General features: G+C 60.7%; 19 protein-coding genes. 9 read left to right on the plus strand and 10 right to left on the minus strand.

The annotated features are described in order from the left end of the window. Nucleotides 1-163: 163 nt before the first annotated feature. Nucleotides 164-2,080: a biosynthetic arginine decarboxylase gene (gene speA / locus ETEE_RS05250; protein ID WP_225865210.1), complete on the minus strand. Its 1,917-nt coding sequence runs from the start codon at nt 2,078-2,080 to the stop codon at nt 164-166. A 1,057-nt stretch (nt 2,081-3,137) separates the two neighbouring features. On the opposite strand from speA, the gene metK reads away from it, so the two are divergent. Further along, nucleotides 3,138-4,292 carry a methionine adenosyltransferase gene (gene metK / locus ETEE_RS05255; protein ID WP_012849786.1) on the plus strand — a complete coding sequence of 385 codons (1,155 nt, stop codon included), beginning with the start codon at nt 3,138-3,140 and terminating at the stop codon, nt 4,290-4,292. A 397-nt stretch (nt 4,293-4,689) separates the two neighbouring features. Next, nucleotides 4,690-6,096, plus strand: coding sequence for a sugar porter family MFS transporter (locus tag ETEE_RS05260; protein WP_034164748.1), 1,407 nt, complete (start codon nt 4,690-4,692; stop codon nt 6,094-6,096). 74 nt (nt 6,097-6,170) lie between these two features. Here ETEE_RS05260 and pmbA read toward each other — a convergent pair whose 3' ends face one another. Both pmbA and ETEE_RS05270 read right to left on the minus strand, forming a co-directional pair. Beyond that, nucleotides 6,171-7,511, minus strand: coding sequence for a metalloprotease PmbA (gene pmbA, locus ETEE_RS05265; protein WP_034164721.1), 1,341 nt, complete (start codon nt 7,509-7,511; stop codon nt 6,171-6,173). Between the two features lie 386 nt (nt 7,512-7,897). Next, nucleotides 7,898-8,299 carry an H-NS family histone-like protein gene (locus ETEE_RS05270; RefSeq protein ID WP_034164722.1) on the minus strand — a complete coding sequence of 134 codons (402 nt, stop codon included), beginning with the start codon at nt 8,297-8,299 and terminating at the stop codon, nt 7,898-7,900. A gap of 486 nt (nt 8,300-8,785) precedes the next feature. Between ETEE_RS05270 and yjgA the strand changes: the two genes are divergently transcribed. Next, on the plus strand, nt 8,786-9,340 hold the full coding sequence (gene yjgA, locus ETEE_RS05275) for a ribosome biogenesis factor YjgA (RefSeq protein WP_012849792.1): 555 nt from the start codon (nt 8,786-8,788) through the stop codon (nt 9,338-9,340). A gap of 49 nt (nt 9,341-9,389) precedes the next feature. Here yjgA and ETEE_RS05280 read toward each other — a convergent pair whose 3' ends face one another. The 7 genes from ETEE_RS05280 to ETEE_RS05310 all read right to left on the minus strand — a co-directional run bounded on the left by ETEE_RS05280 (nt 9,390) and on the right by ETEE_RS05310 (nt 15,927). After that, on the minus strand, nt 9,390-9,668 hold the full coding sequence (locus ETEE_RS05280; RefSeq protein WP_034164724.1) for a barstar family protein: 279 nt from the start codon (nt 9,666-9,668) through the stop codon (nt 9,390-9,392). 5 nt (nt 9,669-9,673) lie between these two features. After that, on the minus strand, nt 9,674-10,138 hold the full coding sequence (locus ETEE_RS05285) for a ribonuclease domain-containing protein (RefSeq protein ID WP_034164725.1): 465 nt from the start codon (nt 10,136-10,138) through the stop codon (nt 9,674-9,676). A gap of 136 nt (nt 10,139-10,274) precedes the next feature. After that, complete coding sequence (locus tag ETEE_RS05290) at nt 10,275-11,675, minus strand: GH1 family beta-glucosidase (protein ID WP_034164726.1); 1,401 nt, start codon at nt 11,673-11,675, stop codon at nt 10,275-10,277. A 633-nt stretch (nt 11,676-12,308) separates the two neighbouring features. After that, nucleotides 12,309-12,584 (minus strand): hypothetical protein, encoded by a 276-nt coding sequence (locus ETEE_RS21180; RefSeq protein WP_144242797.1) that lies wholly within the window; start codon nt 12,582-12,584, stop codon nt 12,309-12,311. Between the two features lie 488 nt (nt 12,585-13,072). After that, nucleotides 13,073-14,374: a TRAP transporter large permease gene (locus ETEE_RS05300; protein ID WP_034164727.1), complete on the minus strand. Its 1,302-nt coding sequence runs from the start codon at nt 14,372-14,374 to the stop codon at nt 13,073-13,075. Beyond that, complete coding sequence (locus tag ETEE_RS05305; RefSeq protein WP_034164728.1) at nt 14,374-14,877, minus strand: TRAP transporter small permease; 504 nt, start codon at nt 14,875-14,877, stop codon at nt 14,374-14,376. Before ETEE_RS05305 ends, ETEE_RS05300 begins: the two co-directional genes overlap by 1 nt. Before the next feature lie 63 nt (nt 14,878-14,940). Further along, nucleotides 14,941-15,927 carry a TRAP transporter substrate-binding protein gene (locus ETEE_RS05310; protein WP_034164729.1) on the minus strand — a complete coding sequence of 329 codons (987 nt, stop codon included), beginning with the start codon at nt 15,925-15,927 and terminating at the stop codon, nt 14,941-14,943. A gap of 378 nt (nt 15,928-16,305) precedes the next feature. Here ETEE_RS05310 and ETEE_RS05315 point away from each other — a divergent pair, with 378 nt between their 5' ends. The 6 genes from ETEE_RS05315 to pnuC all read left to right on the plus strand — a co-directional run bounded on the left by ETEE_RS05315 (nt 16,306) and on the right by pnuC (nt 22,101). Then, a complete protein-coding gene (locus ETEE_RS05315; RefSeq protein ID WP_034164730.1) occupies nt 16,306-17,226 on the plus strand; it encodes a LysR family transcriptional regulator in 921 nt (306 codons plus the stop codon). A gap of 121 nt (nt 17,227-17,347) precedes the next feature. After that, a complete protein-coding gene (locus ETEE_RS05320; RefSeq protein ID WP_034164731.1) occupies nt 17,348-18,466 on the plus strand; it encodes an adenosine deaminase family protein in 1,119 nt (372 codons plus the stop codon). Between the two features lie 3 nt (nt 18,467-18,469). After that, nucleotides 18,470-19,726, plus strand: a complete 1,257-nt coding sequence (gene dcuC, locus ETEE_RS05325) for a C4-dicarboxylate transporter DcuC (RefSeq protein WP_034164733.1) — start codon at nt 18,470-18,472, stop codon at nt 19,724-19,726. A gap of 175 nt (nt 19,727-19,901) precedes the next feature. After that, the gene (locus tag ETEE_RS05330; protein ID WP_034164735.1) at nt 19,902-20,603 is read left to right on the plus strand and encodes a Crp/Fnr family transcriptional regulator; all 702 of its coding nucleotides are present in this window, start codon (nt 19,902-19,904) and stop codon (nt 20,601-20,603) included. Between the two features lie 21 nt (nt 20,604-20,624). After that, nucleotides 20,625-21,371, plus strand: coding sequence for a nucleoside phosphorylase (locus ETEE_RS05335; protein ID WP_034164736.1), 747 nt, complete (start codon nt 20,625-20,627; stop codon nt 21,369-21,371). A gap of 1 nt (nt 21,372) precedes the next feature. Beyond that, the gene (gene pnuC, locus ETEE_RS05340) at nt 21,373-22,101 is read left to right on the plus strand and encodes a nicotinamide riboside transporter PnuC (RefSeq protein WP_034164737.1); all 729 of its coding nucleotides are present in this window, start codon (nt 21,373-21,375) and stop codon (nt 22,099-22,101) included. Nucleotides 22,102-22,107 lie beyond the last annotated feature (6 nt).

The following is a 22,107-nucleotide window of genomic DNA, read 5'->3' on the forward strand; positions in this document are numbered from 1 at the left end:
GCTGACGGAGTCGCGATGAAAAAAAATCCCTCCCGCGTCGTTAACCCGACGAGGAAGGGATTATCAGTTCGTTTGGCAGTGCATTTCGCCGATTATGGCGACAACCCACCGCAACTGCAAGCCCAGAGGATCTCCCCGGCGACGCCGCGCCGCCGGGCACCGATCACTCCTCTTCCAGGTAGGTGTAACCGTACAGACCGGCCTCAAACTCTTCCAGGAACTGCGCCTGCAGCGCCTCGTCCAGATGGGCCGCGCGCACCTGATCGCGGAAGTGGGTCAACAGCACCTGCGGATCGAGCTGCACATACTCCAGCATCTCCGCCACGGAGTTGCCGTCGTAGGATTCGTCCACCTCGACGCTGCCGTCCTCGAACACATACACATCGACCGTGGCGGTGTCGCCGAACAGGTTATGCATGTTGCCCAGGATCTCCTGGTAGGCACCGATCATGAAGAAGCCCACCAGCGGCGGATCCTGCGGATCGTACTCCGGCATCGGCATGGTGGTCGCTACGCCATCGCCGTCGATGTAGTGATCGATGGTGCCGTCCGAATCGCAGGTGATATCCAGCAGCACGGCGCGGCGCGTCGGCACCTTATCCAGCCCGCTGAGGGGCAGCACCGGGAACAGCTGATCGATCCCCCAGGCGTCCGGCATCGACTGGAACAGGGAGAAGTTCACGTACAGTTTATCGGCCATCCGCTCCTGCAGCTCATCGATGATCGGACGATGGGCGCGGTTGCTGGGATCCAGCTGGGTCTGCAGCTGGCTGCAGATGGCCAGATACTGCTGTTCGGCCCAGGCGCGCTGGCTCAGGCTGAGGATCCCGTGGGCATACTGGCTGTGCACGTCGTGCAGATCGAGCTGGCTATCATGCAGCCACTCGCGCAGCGAACGGCGGCCGCTAGGCACCTGCATCTCCTCCCAGGTGGCCCACAGGCTCTGCAGCGCGCGCGGCGCATCGGCGGCCGGTGGCTGCGGCTGCGGCAGTTCGTTGCGCTCCACCCCGATGATATTGGAGACCAGCACCGTATGGTGCGCCGTCACCGCCCTGCCCGACTCGGTGATCACCGTCGGATGCGGCAGGCCGTGTTCGTTACAGGCGTCGCCTATGCCCCAGATCACGTTGTTGGCGTATTCGTTCAGGCCGTAGTTAACCGAGCAGTCGGACTGGGAGCGGGTCCCCTCATAGTCGACCCCCAGGCCGCCGCCGACGTCGAAGCACTGGATATTGACCCCCAGCTTATGCAGTTCGACGTAGAAACGCGCCGACTCGCGCACCCCGGTGGCGATATCGCGAATGTTGGCCATCTGCGATCCCAGGTGGAAGTGCAACAGCTGCAGGCTATCCAGGTGCCCGGCCTGACGCAGGGTCTCCACCAGCTGCAGGACCTGCACCGCCGCCAGGCCGAACTTGGACTTTTCACCGCCGCTGGACTGCCACTTACCAGAACCCTGGGAAGCCAGACGCGCACGCACGCCCAGGCGCGGCACCACGTCGAGACGCCTGGCCTCTTCCAGCACCACGTCTATCTCGCTCAGCTTCTCGATGACCAGATAGACCTTGTGACCCAGCTTTTCACCGATCAGCGCCAGCCGAATGTATTCACGATCCTTATAGCCGTTGCAGACGATCACGCTACGCGTCATACCGGCGTGCGCCAGTACCGCCATCAGCTCGGCCTTGGAGCCAGCCTCCAGCCCCAGCGGTTCGCCGGAGTTGACCAGCGACTCGATCACCCGCCGCTGCTGGTTGACCTTGATCGGATACACCAAGAAGTAATCCCCCTGGTAGCCGAACGAGGCGCGCGCCCGGCGGAAGGCGGCGTTGATCGAGCGCAGACGATGCTGCAGGATCTGCGGAAAGCAGAATAGCGCCGGCAGGCGCTGCTGGCGATCGGCCTGGATCTGCAGCGCCAGCGCCGTCAGATCGACCCGCGCCTGCGGCACGTCGGGGTCCGGGCACACGGAGATGTGGCCCAGCTCATTCACATCGTAATAGTTGCCACCCCAGTAGGCGACGTTATAGGTGCTCAGCATCTTGCTGGCATTACTATCGCTCATCGCGACCTCCTGCATGGAACGCAAAGGGGAGCTGTCTGCCGAATCCTGCGGGTACTGTGCAATCAGATCAGACACGGGCAGCTCCTTTTCCGGCGTGGCCAACCGTTGCGCCAGCCACTATCGCAGCATCATCTGCATAGAACAACCCACACGCCGGGATTTTTGGCGTGACCACAAAGCTCAGCACCGGACATAATGCCGGGCCGATATCAGTATAAGAACAAAACACGTCGTTAACTCCGTGGGTCGGGGAACGTATTGGAATCGCCGATCCCCTATGAATAAACCCCTGCGGCCGGACGCCACAGGCTACCCTTGTTCAGTCATCAGATGCCGTAAACGGCGCAAGAATCCTGAGGTACACCCAAGCCGTCATCCCAAGGATGGGTAACATCGGGCAAATGCGAGAAAAGAGGATAAAAAGGAAGGAAGGCGCGTTGCACAAAACGCGTCGCAATGACGCAGTACGCCGCAGGGAGCGGCACGTTTTACCACAGCCTTAGCACGGATCATTACCTGAACCACCTCCATCGCTGCCATATCACACGGCAGATCTTCAAAGTTAACAGCATGATAAAACTGACAGTATGGCGCTGCCATACCCTCCTCGGCCGGAAGTGGGACACATAGCCGCCCCGAAACGCCCCGTTTTACGCCATCAGCGGTGGGGAAAACGGCAGCACGCAGGTTGAAGCGTTATGCACCGGTAAGCCGCGCGCCGTTTATACCGACAACGGGCTAAAAAAGCAAAATGAAATTGTATCCACCGCCTGCAATCGGATTACCGGACGTGCGGGGGGCTCCCCTAGAGTGCGTTTCCGACAAAAAAGGAGTGGAAAAATCCCACCGCCTTGGCCTAGAATAGCCGTCCAGATGTTAATCCATCTATACTTTTTAACCGATAAACTGCTTAACGGCTTTGCCTGAGGGGCGTTGCAGGAAGCATCAGGCACCAGAGGTCCTCAGCGGATAACGATGAGGGTGCCCCTGATGGCTAACCCCAAACAGCACGCAGCGTCAGCGCTGTGCAGCGCAGTAGAATCAACCCGTCTTTTGAAGGTAAAGAACACATATGGCCAAACACCTTTTCACTTCCGAGTCCGTGTCTGAAGGACATCCGGATAAAATCGCCGACCAAATCTCCGACGCCGTACTGGATGCCATCCTCGAACAGGATCCGAAGGCGCGCGTAGCCTGTGAGACCTACGTCAAAACCGGCATGGTGCTGGTCGGCGGCGAAATCACCACCAACGCCTGGGTCGATATCGAAGAGCTGACCCGTAAAACCGTGGCCGACATCGGCTACGTCAGCTCCGACATGGGCTTTGACGCCAACTCCTGCGCCGTACTGAGCGCCATCGGCAAACAGTCCCCGGATATCAACCAGGGCGTCGACCGCTGCGATCCGCTGGAGCAGGGCGCCGGCGACCAGGGCATCATGTTCGGGTACGCCACCAACGAAACTGACGTACTGATGCCGGCACCGATCACCTACGCCCACCGTCTGATGGAGCGTCAGGCCCAGGTGCGCAAAAACGGTACCCTGCCGTGGCTGCGTCCGGATGCCAAGAGCCAGGTGACCTTCCAGTATGACGACGGCAAGATCGCCGGTATCGATGCCGTGGTGCTCTCGACCCAGCACGCCGACACCATCAGCCAGAAAGATCTGCAGGAAGCGGTGATGGAAGAGATCATCAAGCCGGTTCTGCCTGCCGAGTGGCTGTCCGCCAGCACCAAATACTTTATCAACCCGACCGGCCGCTTCGTTATCGGCGGCCCGATGGGCGACTGTGGCCTGACCGGCCGTAAGATCATCGTCGATACCTACGGCGGCGCTGCCCGTCACGGCGGCGGTGCGTTTTCCGGTAAGGATCCATCCAAGGTTGACCGCTCCGCCGCCTACGCCGCGCGCTATGTTGCCAAGAACATCGTCGCCGCCGGCCTGGCCGACCGCTGTGAGATCCAGGTCTCCTACGCCATCGGCGTGGCCGAGCCGACCTCGATCATGATAGAAACCTTCGGCACGGAGAAGGTCGATCAGGAACAGCTGACCCAGCTGGTTCGTGAGTTCTTCGATCTGCGTCCGTATGGCCTGATCCAGATGCTGGATCTGATCCAGCCGATCTATCGCCAGACGGCAGCCTACGGCCACTTTGGCCGTGAGCAGTTCCCGTGGGAAAAAACCGACAAAGCCGCGCTGCTGCGCGAGGCCGCCGGTCTGAAGTAACCGCGTATTACGCCTTCATAGAGCAGGTCTTACGGCCTGCTTTTTTTATCCCCGCGTGTCCCCCTCCCCGCACCGCGCATCCCTCTGCCGCTGACGCAGCACCAAAGTGAAAACGGTTACACAGTGCGATACAGCGCCATCGTTCGTCGGTGTCACTCAGCCTATCGCCAGGCTTAATTAGGCTTTCCATTGGCCAAAACAGGGGTAAAACCGCGAAATAACGTCGTGTTACAACATAAACAAATCGAGTCATTAACAGTGCAGCTACGTGTATTGATGATGATTATTTATCCGGATGAATGTAAGCGATTACATTTGTGTGATCATGCGCACTTTATAGTCAGCGGGCAATTCTTACCATGGCGGCATCAGAGAAATGATCCTGTTTGGAGGCAGTATGAGTACTACCGTCAATACATCCGCCGTACCCCATGCCCGTTCCAACGCCGGCATGACGTTCTTTGTCTGCTTTCTGGCCGCGCTGGCGGGTCTACTGTTTGGTCTGGATATCGGGGTGATCGCCGGTGCACTGCCGTTTATTACCGATACCTTTAACATCACCAGCTCGCAGCAGGAATGGGTCGTCAGCTCGATGATGTTCGGGGCCGCCGTCGGCGCCGTTGGCAGCGGCTGGATGAACCACCGTATGGGGCGTAAATACAGCCTGATGATCGGGGCGATTCTGTTCGTCGTCGGCTCCCTGTGTTCCGCCTTCGCCCCTAACGTCGATATTCTGATCCTGTCGCGCATCCTGCTGGGGCTGGCCGTCGGCATCGCCTCCTACACTGCGCCGATCTACCTGTCCGAGATCGCCCCGGAGCGCATCCGCGGCAGCATGATCTCGATGTACCAGCTGATGATCACCATCGGGATCCTCGGCGCCTATCTGTCCGATACCGCCTTTAGCTATACCGGCTCCTGGCGCTGGATGCTGGGGGTGATCACCATCCCGGCCATCGTGCTGCTGCTGGGGGTCTTCTTCCTGCCGGACAGCCCACGCTGGCTGGCCTCCCGTAACCGCCACGAACAGGCGCGCCAGGTGCTGGAAAAGCTGCGCGACAGCAGCCAGCAGGCCCAGGATGAGCTGAACGATATTCGTGACAGTCTGAAGTTGAAGCAGAGCGGCTGGACGCTGTTCCTGCAGAACAGCAACTTTCGCCGGGCGGTCTATCTGGGGATCCTGCTGCAGGTCATGCAGCAGTTTACCGGGATGAACGTCATTATGTATTACGCGCCGAAAATCTTCGATCTGGCCGGCTTTGCCAGCACCGAACAGCAGATGTGGGGAACGGTGATCGTCGGTCTGGTCAACGTACTGGCCACCTTCATCGCCATCGGTCTGGTGGACCGCTGGGGCCGTAAGCCAACGCTGATCCTGGGCTTTATCGTCATGGCCGTCGGGATGGGCACCCTGGGCACCATGATGAACATCGGCATTACCTCCAGCGTAGTGCAGTACTTCGCCATCTTTATGCTGCTGCTGTTTATCGTCGGCTTCGCCATGAGCGCCGGCCCGCTGATCTGGGTGCTGTGCTCCGAAATCCAGCCGCTGAAAGGGCGCGACTTCGGCATCACCTGCTCCACCGCCACCAACTGGATCGCCAACATGATCGTCGGGGCAACCTTCCTGACCATGCTGAACAATCTGGGCAGCGCCCACACCTTCTGGGTCTACGCCGCCCTGAACCTGATCTTCATCTTCATTACCCTGGCGCTGATCCCGGAGACCAAGAATATCTCCCTGGAGCACATCGAGCGTAATCTGATGGCCGGCAAATCGCTGCGCAACATTGGCTCGCGCTAAACACATCGCCCCACGCTACCGCATGGCGCCTGCCATGCGGTTTTTTTATCCGCGCCGAGGCGATGAGACCCCCTTCACTCCCCGGCGATCTGCATGCTGTCCAGCAGCACCGAGCCGCACTGAATGTTGCTGCGCGTTTCAATATCGTCGCCGATGGTGACCATGTTGGCCCACATGTCGCGCAGATTGCCAGCGATGGTAACCTCGCTCACCGGGTACTGGATCTCGCCGTTCTCCACCCAGAAACCGGATGCGCCGCGCGAATAGTCGCCGGTCACCGCGCTCACCCCCTGCCCCATCAGCTCGGTGACCAGGAAGCCGCGCCCCATCTCGCGCAGCATCTGTTCAAATCCCAGCCCGCGGCCGGCGATACGCCAGTTATGAATACCGCCTGCGTGACCGGTGCTATGCAGCCCCAGCTTACGCGCCGAATAGCTGGTCAGCAGCCAGGTCTGCAGCACGCCGTCCTGTACAATACGGCGCGGCGTGGTGCGTACCCCTTCGCTGTCGAACGGGGTCGACGCCAGACCGCGCAGCAGGTGCGGCTGCTCATCAATGGTCAGCCAGGAGGGCAGGATCTGCTGGCCCAGGCTATCGAGTAAAAAGGTGGACTTGCGGTACACGCTGCTGCCGCTAATCGCCCCGACCAGATGGCCGAACAGCCCGGTGGCGGCCTCTGCGGCAAACATCACCGGCGCCTGCATGGTGGGCAGACGACGCGGTGCCAGGCGCGCCAGCGTTCGGCGGGCGCACTCCTCGCCGACCCAGCGCGCGGAGCGCAGGTCATCCATATCGCGGGAGATGGTATAGGCGTAATCGCGCTCCATGTCGCCGTCCTGCTCGGCAATCACGCAGCTGGACAGGGAGTGGCGGCTGGAGCAGTAGCTCTGCAGCATGCCGTGGCTGTTGCCGAAGACACGGATGCCATAGTGGCTGTTGAAGCTACCGCCCTCGGTATTGCTGATTCGCGCATCGGCGCTCAGGGCCGCCTGCTCGGCCTCTGCCGCCAGCGCAATCGCCTGCTCAGCGTTCAGCTCCGCCGGGTGAAACAGATCCAGATCCGGCGCCTCAAACGCCAGCAGATCGCACGGCGCCGGCCCGGCGCAGGGGTCAGGAGAGGTGTAGCGCGCAATATCCAACGCCGCCTGCACCGTACGCGCGATGGCCTGCGGGCTGAGATCGGTCGAGGAGGCGCTGCCTTTACACTGCTGATGGTAGACGGTGATCCCTAGCGCGCCGTCGCTGTTAAACTCGACGTTCTCGACCTCACCAAAGCGGGTGCTGACGCTGATGCCGGTGGTCCGGGTCACCGCCACCTCTGCCGCATCCGCTCCGGCCTGCGCCAGCGTCAGCGCCTGCGCCACGGCCTCTTCCAGCGCCTTGCGCTGCTCTGCTACCTGATTGATGACTTTCATTAATCCGCCATGATTGCAAAACGGTTAAACCGGACGACACCGCGCCGTCGGCTATGACAACAGGCCGCAGCCTGAGTAATACAGGGCCGTATCTCCCGCGGACAGCCGGCAGCGGTACAGGCCGGCGCGATCGCCGACAACCGCCCAGGGACAACGGCGCCCAATGAGGGAACAGCAGCTATGAGTGTAACAGGAAGCGCAGCGAATTTCGTTGCCAGCGCATGTCCCGGCGCAGACCCGCCGCGGTGCGAGTGCCGTGCCGCAGGCGCAGCGCGACCCAGCGAAGGGATGAGATAAGAAAAAGACGGGACGCGCGGCGCCGCCGCAAATAACGGCGCGACCGCCATGCCCCGCGCTGACGGGGAGCATCATGACGGTCGGAGAATTTATTTGATCAGGAAATCATCCAGGGATTTACCGGCGTCGACTTCACTCTTGATCATTTTCGGCATGCGGCCCTGGCCGGTCCACTGCTTAATTTCGCCGTTCTCATCCAGATATTCATATTTAGCCGGACGCGGCGCACGCTTAGCTTTACGCTCAGTGACCTTTTCCATCTCCAGTAAATCATCCAGAGAGATCCCTTCGGCCATCAGCATTTCGCGGTAGGACTTCAGCTTCTCTTCACGCTCGCGGCGGCTGCTCTCAGCCTGCTCGATCTCTTCACGGCGCTCGCTTACCACGGCGCGCAGCTTATCCAGCATATCTTCCAGAACGGTAATCTGGGTTTCGCGTGCATAGGCACGCAGCGTACGAATATTATTCAGTGACTTCAACAAATCTGACATAACTAACCTATATTAATTTAGACCGCGGCATTATAATTATATTGTCTTTCGAGTCAAAACCTATGACAAATTAATTTTCCCTGACCGACGTTCCGTGTTCGGTCCCACTTTCCGCCACCGTTAACAGATCAAAAAAGACGATTTAGCAAAATATTATATATCCCCCATCAGATCACAATCCGCCAATTAAATATTAATATGTATTATTAATCAGAGTATTAATTTCAGCGCACTGCGCCGATCCGCCGTCACCGTCGCGCGACAGACCAGGCGTAACGCGCTATTTTCCGGCGCTACAGCGCGGCGCGTGGGGGCGATGGCGATGGCGAACATTCCCTGCCGTAAAACGGGCGCCGGGTATATACTTCTGCACGGGAAACCGTCTTACGGGTCATCCATCGACCGCGGCGTCGGCGCGGGCCGATAATTGCGCGACACGCACGCGTACACCTGTTAGGATGTGCGCCATTTTTTAAGGAAACTGCCATGCACAAACATCCAGACGAAGAGTGGCTGGACGAGATCCCAGGCCAACAAGAGAACGAAGATGATGATGAAATCATCTGGGTCAGCAAAAGCGAAATCAAACGCGATGCCGAAGCCCTGAAAGCCCTGGGGGCCGAACTGGTAGACCTCGGGAAAAATGCGCTGGACCGCATCCCGCTGGATGAAGATCTGCGCGCCGCAATTGAGCTAGCGCAGCGCATCAAGAAAGAGGGGCGTCGTCGCCAGCTGCAGCTGATCGGTAAACTGCTGCGCCAGCGCGATCCCGAGCCGATCCAGACGGCGCTGGATAAGCTGAAAAACCGCCACAATCAGCAGGTTGCTCTGTTCCATAAGCTAGAACAGCTGCGCGACCGTCTGATCAACGATGGCGATGAGACGATCACCGAGGTTCTCAACCTCTATCCCCACGCCGACCGCCAGCAGCTGCGTGCCCTGATCCGCAACGCCAAAAAAGAGCGGGACGGTAACAAGCCCCCCAAATCCGCACGTCAGATTTTCCAATATCTGCGCACGCTGGCAGAAACAAACGACTGATACAACGCGCCTGCCGGCCGCTTGGCCGGTAGCGCCGTTTCCCCGCGTATTAGGCCGCTCTATCGTAGGTATTAAAGCGCAACTCGCCCTCCAGCTCCTCTTCGGCGTCCTCAAACAGCAGCACCAGCGCTGCAAAGCGTCGCCTTTTCGCGGCGTCGAAGTTGACGAACGTAATCTCCAGCGGCATCCCGATATCGCCGGTCAGCGCATCCCACAGCGCATCAAGGTTGTTGCCAAACCTCGGCGCCAGCGTAAAGGCCCGGGAAAACTGGCGATAGAACGCCGCTAAATCGGCTATCTGGTTAAAATCAAACTGGACTTTTTGCATGGCGATCACTCCATACGGGTAAAGTGTCGATAGTGATCACGGGTGACATAAATCAGACCGTCGTTAGAGTACAGTACACGATCCGCCTGACGACGGCCACAGCGATAGTTTATATCGGCCTCACGCCAGATCCGGTGCGCCTGCTGCGGCAGACGCCCCTCGCGGTTGGCGAAACGATCGCCGCCGATGGCCCGCCCCGGCACCGCCTGGCACAGGTTGCCGCGTGCGGGATCCCAGCCCGCCGCCCGCGCCTGGCGCTTGGTAATATAGTAGTCAGGCAGCCGCTGGTTCGCCTGGAGATAGGCCACCACCCGCGCCTGACGCGTCAGCTGCTCGATCGACGCTTCCGTCTGTCGCGCCTGTTCATCACTGGCCCCGCGCACATGGTGCTGCGCCAGCGCCGCACCGCCCGCGATCATGACACTCAGGGCCAGGATCAGGCCAAAGAAACCTCTGCTCCGTCCGTTCATCGTTACTGAGAGACCACTCCTGCACTGCGACGGCAACGCGACCGTCTCTGTCTGCCGCCAACGGCGGCCCTATCCCTTTATCATAAACGCTGAGGCGGGAAAAACCAGCCGGGCGGCGCCGTCGGGAGGACAGGACTTAACGCTGGGCGCCGTTGCTGCGGATCACCTGCTGATACCAGTAGAAGCTGCGCTTCTTGCGCCGCGCCAGATCCCGCTGCCGATCGACATACACGAAGCCATACTGCTTCTGGTAACCGTTCAGCCACGAGAGCAGATCGATAAACGACCAGGGGTAGTAGCCGCGCACGTCGGCGCCCTCGGCGATAGCCTGCTCGACGGCGGCGATATGGTCGCGCAGGTAGTCGATACGGGGCTGATCGGCTATCTCAGCGTCGGTGATGGGATCTTTGGCCCCCAGTCCGTTCTCGGTGATATAGATGGGGATCGCGCCGTAGCGCCGACGAATGCGCGCAATCGCCTCCGTCAGCCCCTGCGGATAGATCTCCCAGTCCCAGTCGGAGTAGACGCCATCGGGGTTGCGTACGATCTTAAACAGCCCCTTAAACCCCATGCCGCCGCCGCTGCCCTTCTCTCCGCTGGTATTGAGATCAAAGCCCTGTATATCCTCATTGGCGGCGATCATCTCGCGTTTGTAGTAGTTCAGTCCGATAAAATCGACGGTGTTCTCCCGCAGCAACGCCGCATCGCCCGGGGCAAACTGCGGTACGCCAAACGCCTGCTGCGCCATCGCCAGCAGCTCCGCCGGATAGCGGCCCTTCAGTACCGGATCGAACAGCCAGTGGGTGTAGATCCCTTCGGCCAGCGCGCAGGCGCGCAGATCCTCAGGACGTTGACTGATGGGATCGTTCGGCTGCATCACGTTAACGAAGCCGATCTGCCCAGCCACGCCCATCTCGCGAAAACGCTTTACCGCCCGCGCGTTGGCCAGAAATACATGGTGACAGGCCTGAATGCCGATGCGCGGATCCTTCAGCCCCGGAGGATGCTGGCCGGTAAAGTACCCCATACTGATAAAGACGATGGTTTCGTTAAAGGTCGACCACAGATCGACCCGATCGCCGAAGCGGGCGTAACACAGACTGGCGTACTCCTCAAAGGCCTCTACGATGCGGCGATCGGCCCAGCCGCCGAAGCGATCCTGCAGCGCCTGCGGCAAATCCCAATGGTATAGCGTGATCATCGGACGGATATTATGCTGCAGCAGCGCATCGATAAGCTCGCTGTAAAAGCGCACGCCCGCCTCATTGACCCGCCCGGTTCCCTCCGGCAGCAGCCGCGACCACGAGAGTGAGAAGCGGTATGAGGTCATCCCCAGCTCGGCCATCAGGGCGACATCCTCACGAAAGCGGTGATAGTGGTCGGCCGCCACATCACCGTTGCTGCCCTGGTAGGTCGTGCCGGGCCGATGTGAGTAAACGTCCCACACGGAGCGCCCTTTGCCGTCGGCGTCATGCGCCCCTTCAACCTGATAGGCCGCCGTCGCCGCCCCCCACAAAAATCCCTCGGGAAATCCCATGACCGTAGCTCCTCGGCGTCACGCCATCGCTTACTCTGCGCCCCGCGGGCACCCCGCTCCGCAGTATAGACTGCGGCAAAAAGAGACTGCAACCGGTTTCAGAAACCGGTTGCAGTCTACGTGATCGCCGCCACACCGCAGAGAGCCGGCGCACCGGCCCCCTGTCGGCGATAGCCGCACGCGTATAACGCGGGACAGAGGTGGACGCGGAGGTAGACGTGGAGCTGGAGGTGAACGCGGATGTAAGCGCGAAGGTGGAAGTGGTCGTTCATCGTAGCAGAGACGCAGACTGTATACGCGGCGCGCAGGCGACGGAGCGGGGGGATGACGCGGGGCAGAAAAGCGAAAGCAGAGGGGGGAGAGCCTCTCTGCTTTCTGAACCCGATCTGTCAGAATCGGGAGTCGTTCAGCGGGATTTTAGCCGAATCCTGCGAACCGGTTCATTATCTCACAGGCAACCGACGGCGCAATTCTCCGCGCGACTAAATCTGCTTTTTGTGAGCTGTCAGACCAGATAATTCGGTGATAACGAAGCCCCCCGCTGGTTTTGCTGAAACATCCCGTCAGGCCGCGCCACACGGGCATAATACTGCCCGTTTCCCCCTCCGCCCGACCGATAGCTTCCCGCCGATTTCAGTGCCGTATCATTTTCTGCCCCTCGGCGTTATAGGGCGCTAGGACGTATCCCGTAACGGTGCGTGGCGTTGACGCCGAGCACTGTTGATCCGCCTGGTCAGCGTTGATCCGGCCTGCGGTAAAACGGCGGTGTACGGCTATCCGATCGATGCCGCGGCAGATGCTAAGCGCAGTGACGCCGGGATCGGCGATATCGTAGCGACCGATACCCAGCGTATCCTGCTGGTAGAACACGACGACGCCATGCCCCCCGAGGCAGTCGACCAGGCTCACGCCAGCGACCTGAGCACATTTGACCGGCCGGCCGCGAACCTGGCACAGCGTGGCATAACGCTCGTGGACACACGCCGGCGGCTGACCTGCGTAAGCTGGGCTGGCAACAGAAGAAAGCCGCGTGGCTGGCGCGCATCGACAGCACAACGCTGGCGCTGACCAACGATAGCAACGTCGGCGTGAAGAGCGTACTGCCGCGCGCGCAGCAGGATAAACACGGAAAGGCTACCGGATTACCCCATAGGGTAAGCTGACGCTGGATGGGATCGCGCAGGGCATCGGCATCGCACCGTTAAAAAACCGGATGCCGGCAGCGCGCGTTGGAGGGGAACGCTAACGGCGCCGCGCTCTTGATGTCAGCGCAGACCGGGCGCGGTAATGAAAAATCCCCCGCGGTTCACTAAAAACGCGGGGGATTGATACCCGACGGCGGGTGGAAAAATGCGAAAAGGCAGAGATAAACTCTGCCTTCCGGGTTGTGACTCCGCTTACATCAGGCCGAACAGCTGCGGCACAAACAGGGAGATCTGCGGGATATAGGTGATCATCATCAGCGCAACGATCAGCGCCAGGTAGAAGGGCAGCAGCGGCTTAATCAGCTGCTGGATCTTCACGCCGGAGATAGAGCAGCCGACGAACAGCGCGCTACCGACCGGCGGCGTCAGCAGGCCGATACACAGGTTGGCGACCATCATGATCCCGAAGTGTACCGGATCCATCCCCAGCTCCTGTGCGATCGGCAGGAAGATCGGGGTAAAGATCAGGACCGCCGGGGTCATATCCATAAAGATACCGACGATCAGCAGCACAATGTTGATCAGCAGCAGGATGACGATCGGATTTTCCGAAATCCCCATCAGCGCATCGCTGATCATGTAAGGGATATCCGCGTTGGTCATCGCCCAGGACATGCCGACGGAGAAGCCAATCAGCAGCAGTACGATGGAGGTCGTCACCACCGACTCCAGGATCAGCCGCGGCAAATCACGCCACTTCACTTCGCGATAAATCAGCACCGACAGCACAAAGGTGTACACCACGGCGATCGCCGAGGCTTCGGTCGCGGTAAAGACACCACCGAGGATCCCGCCCATCACGATGAATACCAGCAGCAAGCTGGGCCAGGCATCCCAGAAAGCTTTACCTGCCTGACGCAGGGTCGGACGCGCGCTGACCGGATAGTTACGCGCCTTGGCGATAAAGGCGCACACCACCATGATCGACAGCCCCATCAGGATCCCCGGCAGATAGCCGGCCAGGAACAGCGACGCCACCGACACGCCGCCGGCGGTCAGGGAGAAGACGATCAGCACGTTGGACGGCGGAATCAACAGCCCGGTGATACAGGACGACACGTTCACCGCCGTACAGAAGGCCGGATCATAGCCTTCGCGGGTCTGGATCGGGTGCAGGGTCCCCCCCACCGCCGCCGCCGCCGCCACCGCCGAGCCGGAGATGGAGCCGAACATCATGTTGGCCAGCACGTTAACGTGCCCCAGGGAGCCGGGCACACGTCCTACCATCACCTGTGCCAGGTTGATCAATCGAATGGCGATACCGCCGCTGTTCATCAGGGTGCCGGCAAAGATAAAGAACGGTATTGCCAGCAGCGCAAAGTTATCCAGCCCGTTGGCCAGACGCTGCGCGACGGTAATGGTAGCGATCTCCCACGGAAACATCAGCAGCATGGAGGCAAAGGTGGCGATACCGATAGAGAATGAAATCGGCACACCGACAAACACCAGAAAGAAGAAGCTGCCAAACAGGGTCAGGGCGATATAGCTCTCCATCAGTTATTCACTCCTTGCGGGATGGCCAGTTTCTTCATTCCACTGATCACAAAGTACAGACTATAAAAAATGATGATGGCGCCGCTCAGCGGCAGAATAAAATAGACATACCCCATCGGGATCTGCATCGCCGCCGACAGCTGCGCCGTCTCCAGGGTCTTTTCGATCAGCATTCGCCCCCCAACGATCATTACCAGGAACGAGAACACCATCACCAGCAGATTGACCAGCACGCTCAGCGCGGCCTGGGTACGGGCACTGACCGACATTGCCAGCAGATCAATCGACAGATGGCGCTGGGCGCCCACGGTATAGGCGGCACCCAGCAGGCCGACCCAAATCATCAGAAAACGCGCCAGTTCATCAGTCAGGGTACTGGGCTGACTGAGCACATAACGGCTGAATACCTGCCAGACGACGCAGGCCACCAGCGCCACCATCACCACCACCGCAAACGAGGCGATACTGCGGTCGACGATTTTTTTGATCCGATCGAGAATCATACGGTCTATCCAAATAGCGGGATGAAACGGCGCGGGCGTATCTCTCGCCCGCGCATAACGGCGTTACTGCGCGGCGGCTTCGAACTTGTCCAGCAGCGCGGCCTGCTGCGGATCCTTGCGGAACTCGTCATACAGCGGCTGTACGGCGGCACGGAACGGTGCCTTGTCTACGGTTACGATGCTGGCACCCATCGCTTTGGCCTGCGCGCGGGACTCGGCATCGACCTGATCCCACAGCTTCTGCTGGTAGACTTCAGAATTGCGGGCGGCTTTGGTCAGGATGGCCTGCTGCTCCGGGGTCAGCTTCTCCCAGGTTTTGGTGGCGATGACCAGGTAGTCCGGAATCGAGGCGTGCTCATCTTCAGACAGGACGTTGGCGATTTCGATGTGGCGGGTCTGCACCCAGGAAGGTATGTTGTTCTCCGCGCCATCCACCACGCCCTGCTGCATGGCGGTATACACCTCGCCGAAGGAGATCGGCGTCGGAGAGCCGCCCATCAGCTCCACCATCTTGATGGTGGTCGGGCTGGCCTGAACGCGGATTTTCATCCCTTTCAGATCGGCGGGCGAGGTGATCGGCTTCTTGGCATAGAAGCTGCGGGTACCGGCGACGTAGGCGGACATGGCGAAGAAGCCCTTATCCTTGGTGGAATCCATAATCTCTTTGCCGACCGGACCATAGACGACGTTATTAAAGTGCTGCTGATCCTTAAACAGGTACGGCATATTATAAATGGCGTAGACGTTATCGAATGATTCCAGATCGCTACCGGAGCCTTTGGTCATATCCAGCGCGCCGTTCTGCAACAGCTCGAGGGTTTCGCGGGCGCTGCCCATCTGGCTGCTGGGGTAAATACGGATACGCATATTGCCGTTAGAAAGTTGTTGTACCTCTTTCGCCATCTGCTCGAAGGCTTGGTGCACAACGTGGCTGCGCTCAAGGTTATGAGCCAGTTTCAGCGTGACTTTCTCTGCTGCCTGTGCGCCGCCAGCGATCAGAGAAAGCACGGCTGCACAGAGGATATGACGGGAAAAAGTTTTCAGTTTCATATGGCAAGGCTCCCTGATATTGGTTGAATATGTGTTACTTTTGGTCTGAACAAATAAGTAATTACGCCAATTTCTGTATGACATCTTATTTTAGCTATCGGATAAGTAGGCAGTGCATGCCTCACATTTTCGGTAATTCTCTTATCAGAGATACAATTCTGCGCCTTCGATCACCAAATAATTCGAATTGAGCAGCTTAATTACATCGTAAATACCGATGATTTAATCTCCATATTTATCATTCAAATTATTTTCCCTACATGTATGTTCGGAAAAAATATATTATTCACTGAGAATCGCGCGACGGGGTTGTCATACCACTGGCCGAGAGGGCAGGATAGCGGGGAGCATCCGGAGAACCGCGGAGGGGGAGCAGAGATGGAGATAGGCTGGCTTGAAGACTTTCTGGCACTGGCAGAGCTGCGTAACTTTTCCCGCGCCGCCGCCAGCCGCAATATCACTCAGCCGGCCTTTGGCCGCCATATTCGGGCGCTGGAGCAGAGCGTGGGTCAGCAGTTGGTCGATCGCAGCACCACGCCGGTGACCCTGACGCCCGCCGGCTACCAGTTTCGCCTGCTGGCCCACGCCATGACCAACCAATGGCGCGAAGGGCTGAACAACATCAACGGACGCCCGCAGGCTCTGCTCCATCCGGTACGTTTCAGCGCTCCCCACAGCCTCTCCTCCCCTTTTCTGCTCGACCTGATCGCCGCGGTCACCGCGGACGACCCGGCGCCCTTACCCTTCGGCGTTGATATTCTGCGGGTGGACTTCGCCGTCGAGGCGCTGATGGAGGGTGAGAGTGACTTCCTGCTGGCCTTTGATAACCACGCCCTGCTACAGCCGCCGTTTGACAACCTGCTGCTCGGGCGCGGCGATCTGCTGCTGGTCAGCGCCCCCGATACCAACGGCCAGGCCCGTTTTCAACCGGGCGAACAACCGGTGCCGGTGCTGCGCTACACCCCGGACTCCTACAGCGCCCGCATGGTAGAGCGTCTGATGCCCCAGTATCCCTTCCCCGCCCAGCCGCTGTTTGAGGCCTCGCTGTGCGATCTGCACCGCCAGATGGCGCTGCGCGGCCACGGCCTGACCTGGCTCGCCGACTGCCAGATCGGCGCAGAGCTGGCGGAGGGCCGGCTGGTAGCCGTGGATCGCCAGCGCTGGCGCGTCCCCTATCAGATCCGCCTCTATCGCAACCGCGCCCGCCTGCACCAGCGCGCCGAGGCCTTCTGGCAGCGGCTGGCGCAGCGCATCGCCGCCGACCATGCCTTCTGGCCGCCGCCCGCGCCGGCGCGCTGAGCGCCGGCGAAAAACCGGCCCCGGTGCCGAATCGGCCTGAGCCATGCCGGAATAGCATTTCACGCCCGGCGCGCGCTCCCCTATGATGCGCCTTTCCCTTTTTCTGCCGCGGGATAGGTCAATGCCAGCGACGCAAACGATTACCTGGCCGGATTTTCTGGCCAGATTCCCCAAACTGGATCTGCACTACCACCTGCTGGGCGGCGTTCGCCTAGAGACGATGCGCGACCTGGCGAAGCAGGCGGGCGTGACCCTCAGTGAACGCGATGCCAAGAGCTTCTACCGCCGCTATCAGGCGGAGACCGGTCAGGTCAAAGGCGGTATCGCCGCCCTTAATTTCCTCTACCCGCTGCTGACGCGCCCCCAGGACTACTGCCGGGTCATGCAGGAGGTGGCCGAGGACGCCGCGGCGACCGGCGTACGCCACCTGGAGCTGTTCTGGAACCCCTCTGACACCGCGCTGCCCTATGCCGAGGTCACCGCCGCGCTGGCGGAGGGACTAGCCTGCGCCGCCCAGCGCTGGGATATCCACGCGCTGTTCCTGCCGGCCATCAACCGCGAAAAGAGTCCCGAAGAAGCCGTACGCATGGTGGAGACGGTGCTATCGCACCCGCACCCGCTGGTGCCCGGAATCGGCATCGACTACCGCGAACACGATGCGCCGATAGAGCACTTCTGGAAAGCCTACCGTCTGGCGCGTCAGGGCGGACTGCGCCTGACCGGCCACTGCAGCGAGTTCGGCCTGCACTGGCGTAACGTGGAGAGCGGACTGGATCTGCTGCACCTCGATCGCATCGATCACGGCTACAGCATCGTCGATAACCCCGAGCTGATGGCGCGCTGCGCCCGCGACGGCGTTCCCTTTACCGTGGTGCCCAGCAACACCTTCTTCCTCAAGCGCTGGCCCGATCGCGACACGTGGCGCCAATGCCATCCCATCCGCCGCATGGCGGCGGCGGGCATCAACCTGATCCCGGCCACCGACGACTGGCATATGCACGACACCAACGGCGCCGAATGCTACCGGGTCATGGTGGAGGAGTTCGGCTTCGATCTCGACGGAGTGCGAACCATGCTGGCCAACGCCATCGACGCCTGCTGGCAGCCGGCGCCGCTCAAGGCGCGTTGGCGCATCCAGTGGCTGGCCGAGTTCGATGCCCTGCGTGCCCGGCTGGCGCAGGAGCCGCCCTACGATACGCAGCGCCACGTCATCTACCAACGCCCTGTCTCGGGAGACTAAACCATGTTAGTTATTGCCGGTATTGCGATCCTGATCCTGACGGTGATCCTGTTGATCAAGCGCCAGGATACCCGCACCGTGCTGCTGTTCTCCGGCCTGCTGATGTGCCTGCTGGCCGCCGATCCGATGGCGGCGATGAACAGCTTTGCCCAGAAGATGGTCTCCGAGGGGCTGATCCAGGCGATCCTGTCGGCCATCGGCTTCGCCACCGTGATGAAGTTTACCGGCTGTGACCGCCACCTGGTACGCCTGCTGAGCGTACCGCTGCGCCGCGTCGGTCTGCTGCTGATCCCCGGCACCATTCTGCTGACCACCTTCGTCCAGCTGGCGCTGCCCAGCGCCGCCGGAGCCGCCGCCGCCGCCGGTATCACCATGATCCCGCTGCAGCTGGCGGCGGGTATCCACCCGGTGATGGCCGGCGCCGCGGTACTGGCGGGCACCTTCGGCGCCAGCCTGCTCAATCCGGGCAGTCCGCACATGGCCCTGGTGGCCAAGATCGTCGGTGGCGACGTGATGACCATCATCGGCTCACGCGCCATGACCGTGGTGTGGCTGGGGCTGCTGATCATGGTCGGCATGACGCTGACCGCCCTGCTGCGCCGTGAGCATCGCGGCTATCACTCAACGCTGGAAAGCGAGATGCAGGCCAACCACCAACCGATCAATCTGCTGGCCGCGCTGATGCCGCTGCTGCCGGTCACCCTGCTGATGCTCGGCGCCTTCGGCGGCGTCAGCTGGCTGAAGATGGGGGTTCCGCAGGCGGTCATGTGGGGGATCCTCGCCACCCTGCTGGTCACCCGTACCCACCCGGGCAAAGCGATTCCCGCCTTCTTCGACGGCATGGGCAAAGCCTACAGCGACGTGTTCGGCATTATCATCTGCGCCGGGGTCTTTGTGGCCGGCCTGAGCGCCATAGGGCTTATCGATGCCGCCAAAACGCTGCTGATCGACTACCCGCAGGCTGCCCGCTTCGGCGGCACCGTCGGCCCGTTTCTGATGGCCATCGTGATAGGATCCGGCGACGCCGCGGCCTACGCCTTCAACGAGGCCATAACCCCCCACGCCGCCGCCTTTGGCATGGATGGCACCAGCCTGGGAACCGCCGCCGCCTTCGCCAGCTACCTGGGGCGCACCGCCTCGCCGCTCTCCGCCGCCGCCATCGTGGTCGCCGGCATGGTCGGCGTCTCGCCGCTCGATCTGGTCAAGCGCACCGCGCCGGTGATGCTGGTGGGGCTGCTGCTGCTGATCGTCCTGATCTGAGTCCGTCCGCGGCGTATCCAAACGAGATCGCCGTCACATATCCCGCCACAACACACCCGCCCGGGACATTTGTCCCGGGCGGGTGTGTAATATCAGAGCCCGTCGGCAGTTTTTACGCCCCCGTTGCTGCCGCAGCGGACGCCCGTCCTGTCCCGTAACCGAAGGAATATCTATAGTGTTCAAAGCTAACTGCGGCATGCACAGCGAAGCGTGGCAGGCCATCATTGCACAGGTCACCGCCAATGCCGCCCTCTACGATTGGGTTAAGCACTGTCCGCTGAGCATCATGCGCCGCTGGTCCGCGCGAACGGTCGCTCAGAACGGGCTGATCTGCCGGCAAGGCGATATCTGCCAGCATTTCCGACTAATATTGCAGGGAGAAGCCGACATCTTTTTTGAAGCTGACGACGGACGCCGTTATCAGCAGGCTCGCTACCACCAGGGAGACATCTTGGGGGAGCTGGAAATATTTGAACAGCGCCCCTATATTTGCTCGGTCGAAGCCACCCGCGAGACGCGTCTACTGGAGCTCACCCGCGATGACTTCCACCGTTGGCTGGCGCTGGATAACCATTTTAATCAACGCATACTGCGTACCTGCAGCCAGCAGTATTATCACCTGTCTGCCAAGGCCGGTGCCGACAGCCTGTATACCCTGCAACAGCGGGTATCGCTGACGCTGTGGCACCGCTTTGCGCAGCAGGAGAGCGAGCGCATCGCATTGGACAAACAGCAGCTCAGCCACGAGTTTGCCGCCGCTGTGCGCAGCATCAATCGCATCCTGTTCACCCTGAAGGCGCAGCAGATTATCGCGGTTGATGGGGAGTATATTACCCTGCTTGATCCCGACAGCCTGCAGCGTGAAGCCGGTCTGTAATACAGACGTATGAGGAGCCCGATGGAACTACAACCGCACATCCGCCTGAGCCGCGCCATGACCCAGGCACGCTATGCGCTGCTGCCCGGCGATCCGCAGCGCGTTGAGCACGTCGCCCGCTTTCTGGAGAAGGTCGAGCCGCTGGGGCAAAACCGCGAGTTCCGCGCGCTGCGCGGCGAGTTCCACGGCATCGAAGTCCTGGCCATCTCCACCGGCATCGGCGGCGCATCGACCGCCATCGCCGTGGAGGAGCTGCGCCACATCGGCATCACCACCCTGATCCGCATCGGCAGCTGCGGCGCCCTGCAGGATCACATGGCGATGGGCGATCTGGTGATCGCCAGCGGCGCGGTGCGCGATGAGGGAACCAGCCACGCCTATGCGCCTGCCAGCTACCCGGCCTGCGCCGACAACGGCCTGGTGCACCTGCTGCGCACAGAGGCCGAACGCCTGGCGTTCCCGGCGCACTGTGGCTATGTGCGCAGCCACGACAGCTTTTACACCGACCGAGAGGCCGAGCTGGACGCCGAATGGTCGGCGCGCGGTATTCTGGCCGCCGATATGGAAACCGCGCCGCTGATGGTGGTTGGCGCGCTGCGCGGCCTGCGCACCGCCTCGGTGCTCAACGTGGTGGTCACCCACAGCGGTGGGCTGGCGCAGGGCATCAACGACTACCAGCAGCAGGAAGCGCACAGCCAGCGCGGCGAAGCCCGAGAGATCGAGCTGGCCCTCAACGCCATCCGACAGGATTATAACAAGGGGAACTGATATGGATTTTTTCAGCATTAACAACGTAATGGCAAACATCCCCCTCGGCGAAGGCGGATATGCCCTGTCATGGATCGAAGCCATCGGCACGCTGTTTGGCCTGCTGTGTATCTGGTTTGCCAGCAAAGAGAAGATCATCAACTACCTGTTTGGGCTGATCAACGTCACCCTGTTTGCCGCCATCTTTTTCCAGATCCAGCTGTATGCTAGCCTGCTGCTGCAGGTGTTCTTCTTCGCCGCCAACCTGTACGGCTGGTACGCCTGGAGTCGGCAGAACGGCGATAACGAGGCTGCCCTCAGGGTACGCTGGCTGTCGCGCGGCAAGGCGCTAACCCTGGCCCTGGTCTGCCTGGTTGCCATTGCCCTGATGACCCGCTTTATCGATCCGGTGTTCGCCGTCCTCACCCGCGTCGCCATCGATCTGCTGCAGGGAATGGGCGTGGCCGCCGTGATGCCGGATCTGCAGCCGGATGCCTTCCCGCTGTGGGATTCCACCATGCTGGTGCTCTCCATCGCCGCGATGGTGCTGATGACCCGCAAATACGTTGAGAACTGGCTGCTATGGGTGGTGATCGACATCATCAGCGTGGTGATCTACGCCATCCAGGGGGTCTACGCCATGTCGCTGGAGTACATCCTGCTGACCGCGATCGCCGTGATGGGCTCCGTGACCTGGATCAAAAGCGCGCGCCGCCACGGCTCCCGCCCGCTGGCGCCGGCCACCGTATAATCGCCC

The organism is Edwardsiella anguillarum ET080813, from assembly GCF_000264765.2.
In the GTDB taxonomy this organism is placed as follows: Bacteria; Pseudomonadota; Gammaproteobacteria; order Enterobacterales; family Enterobacteriaceae; genus Edwardsiella; species Edwardsiella anguillarum.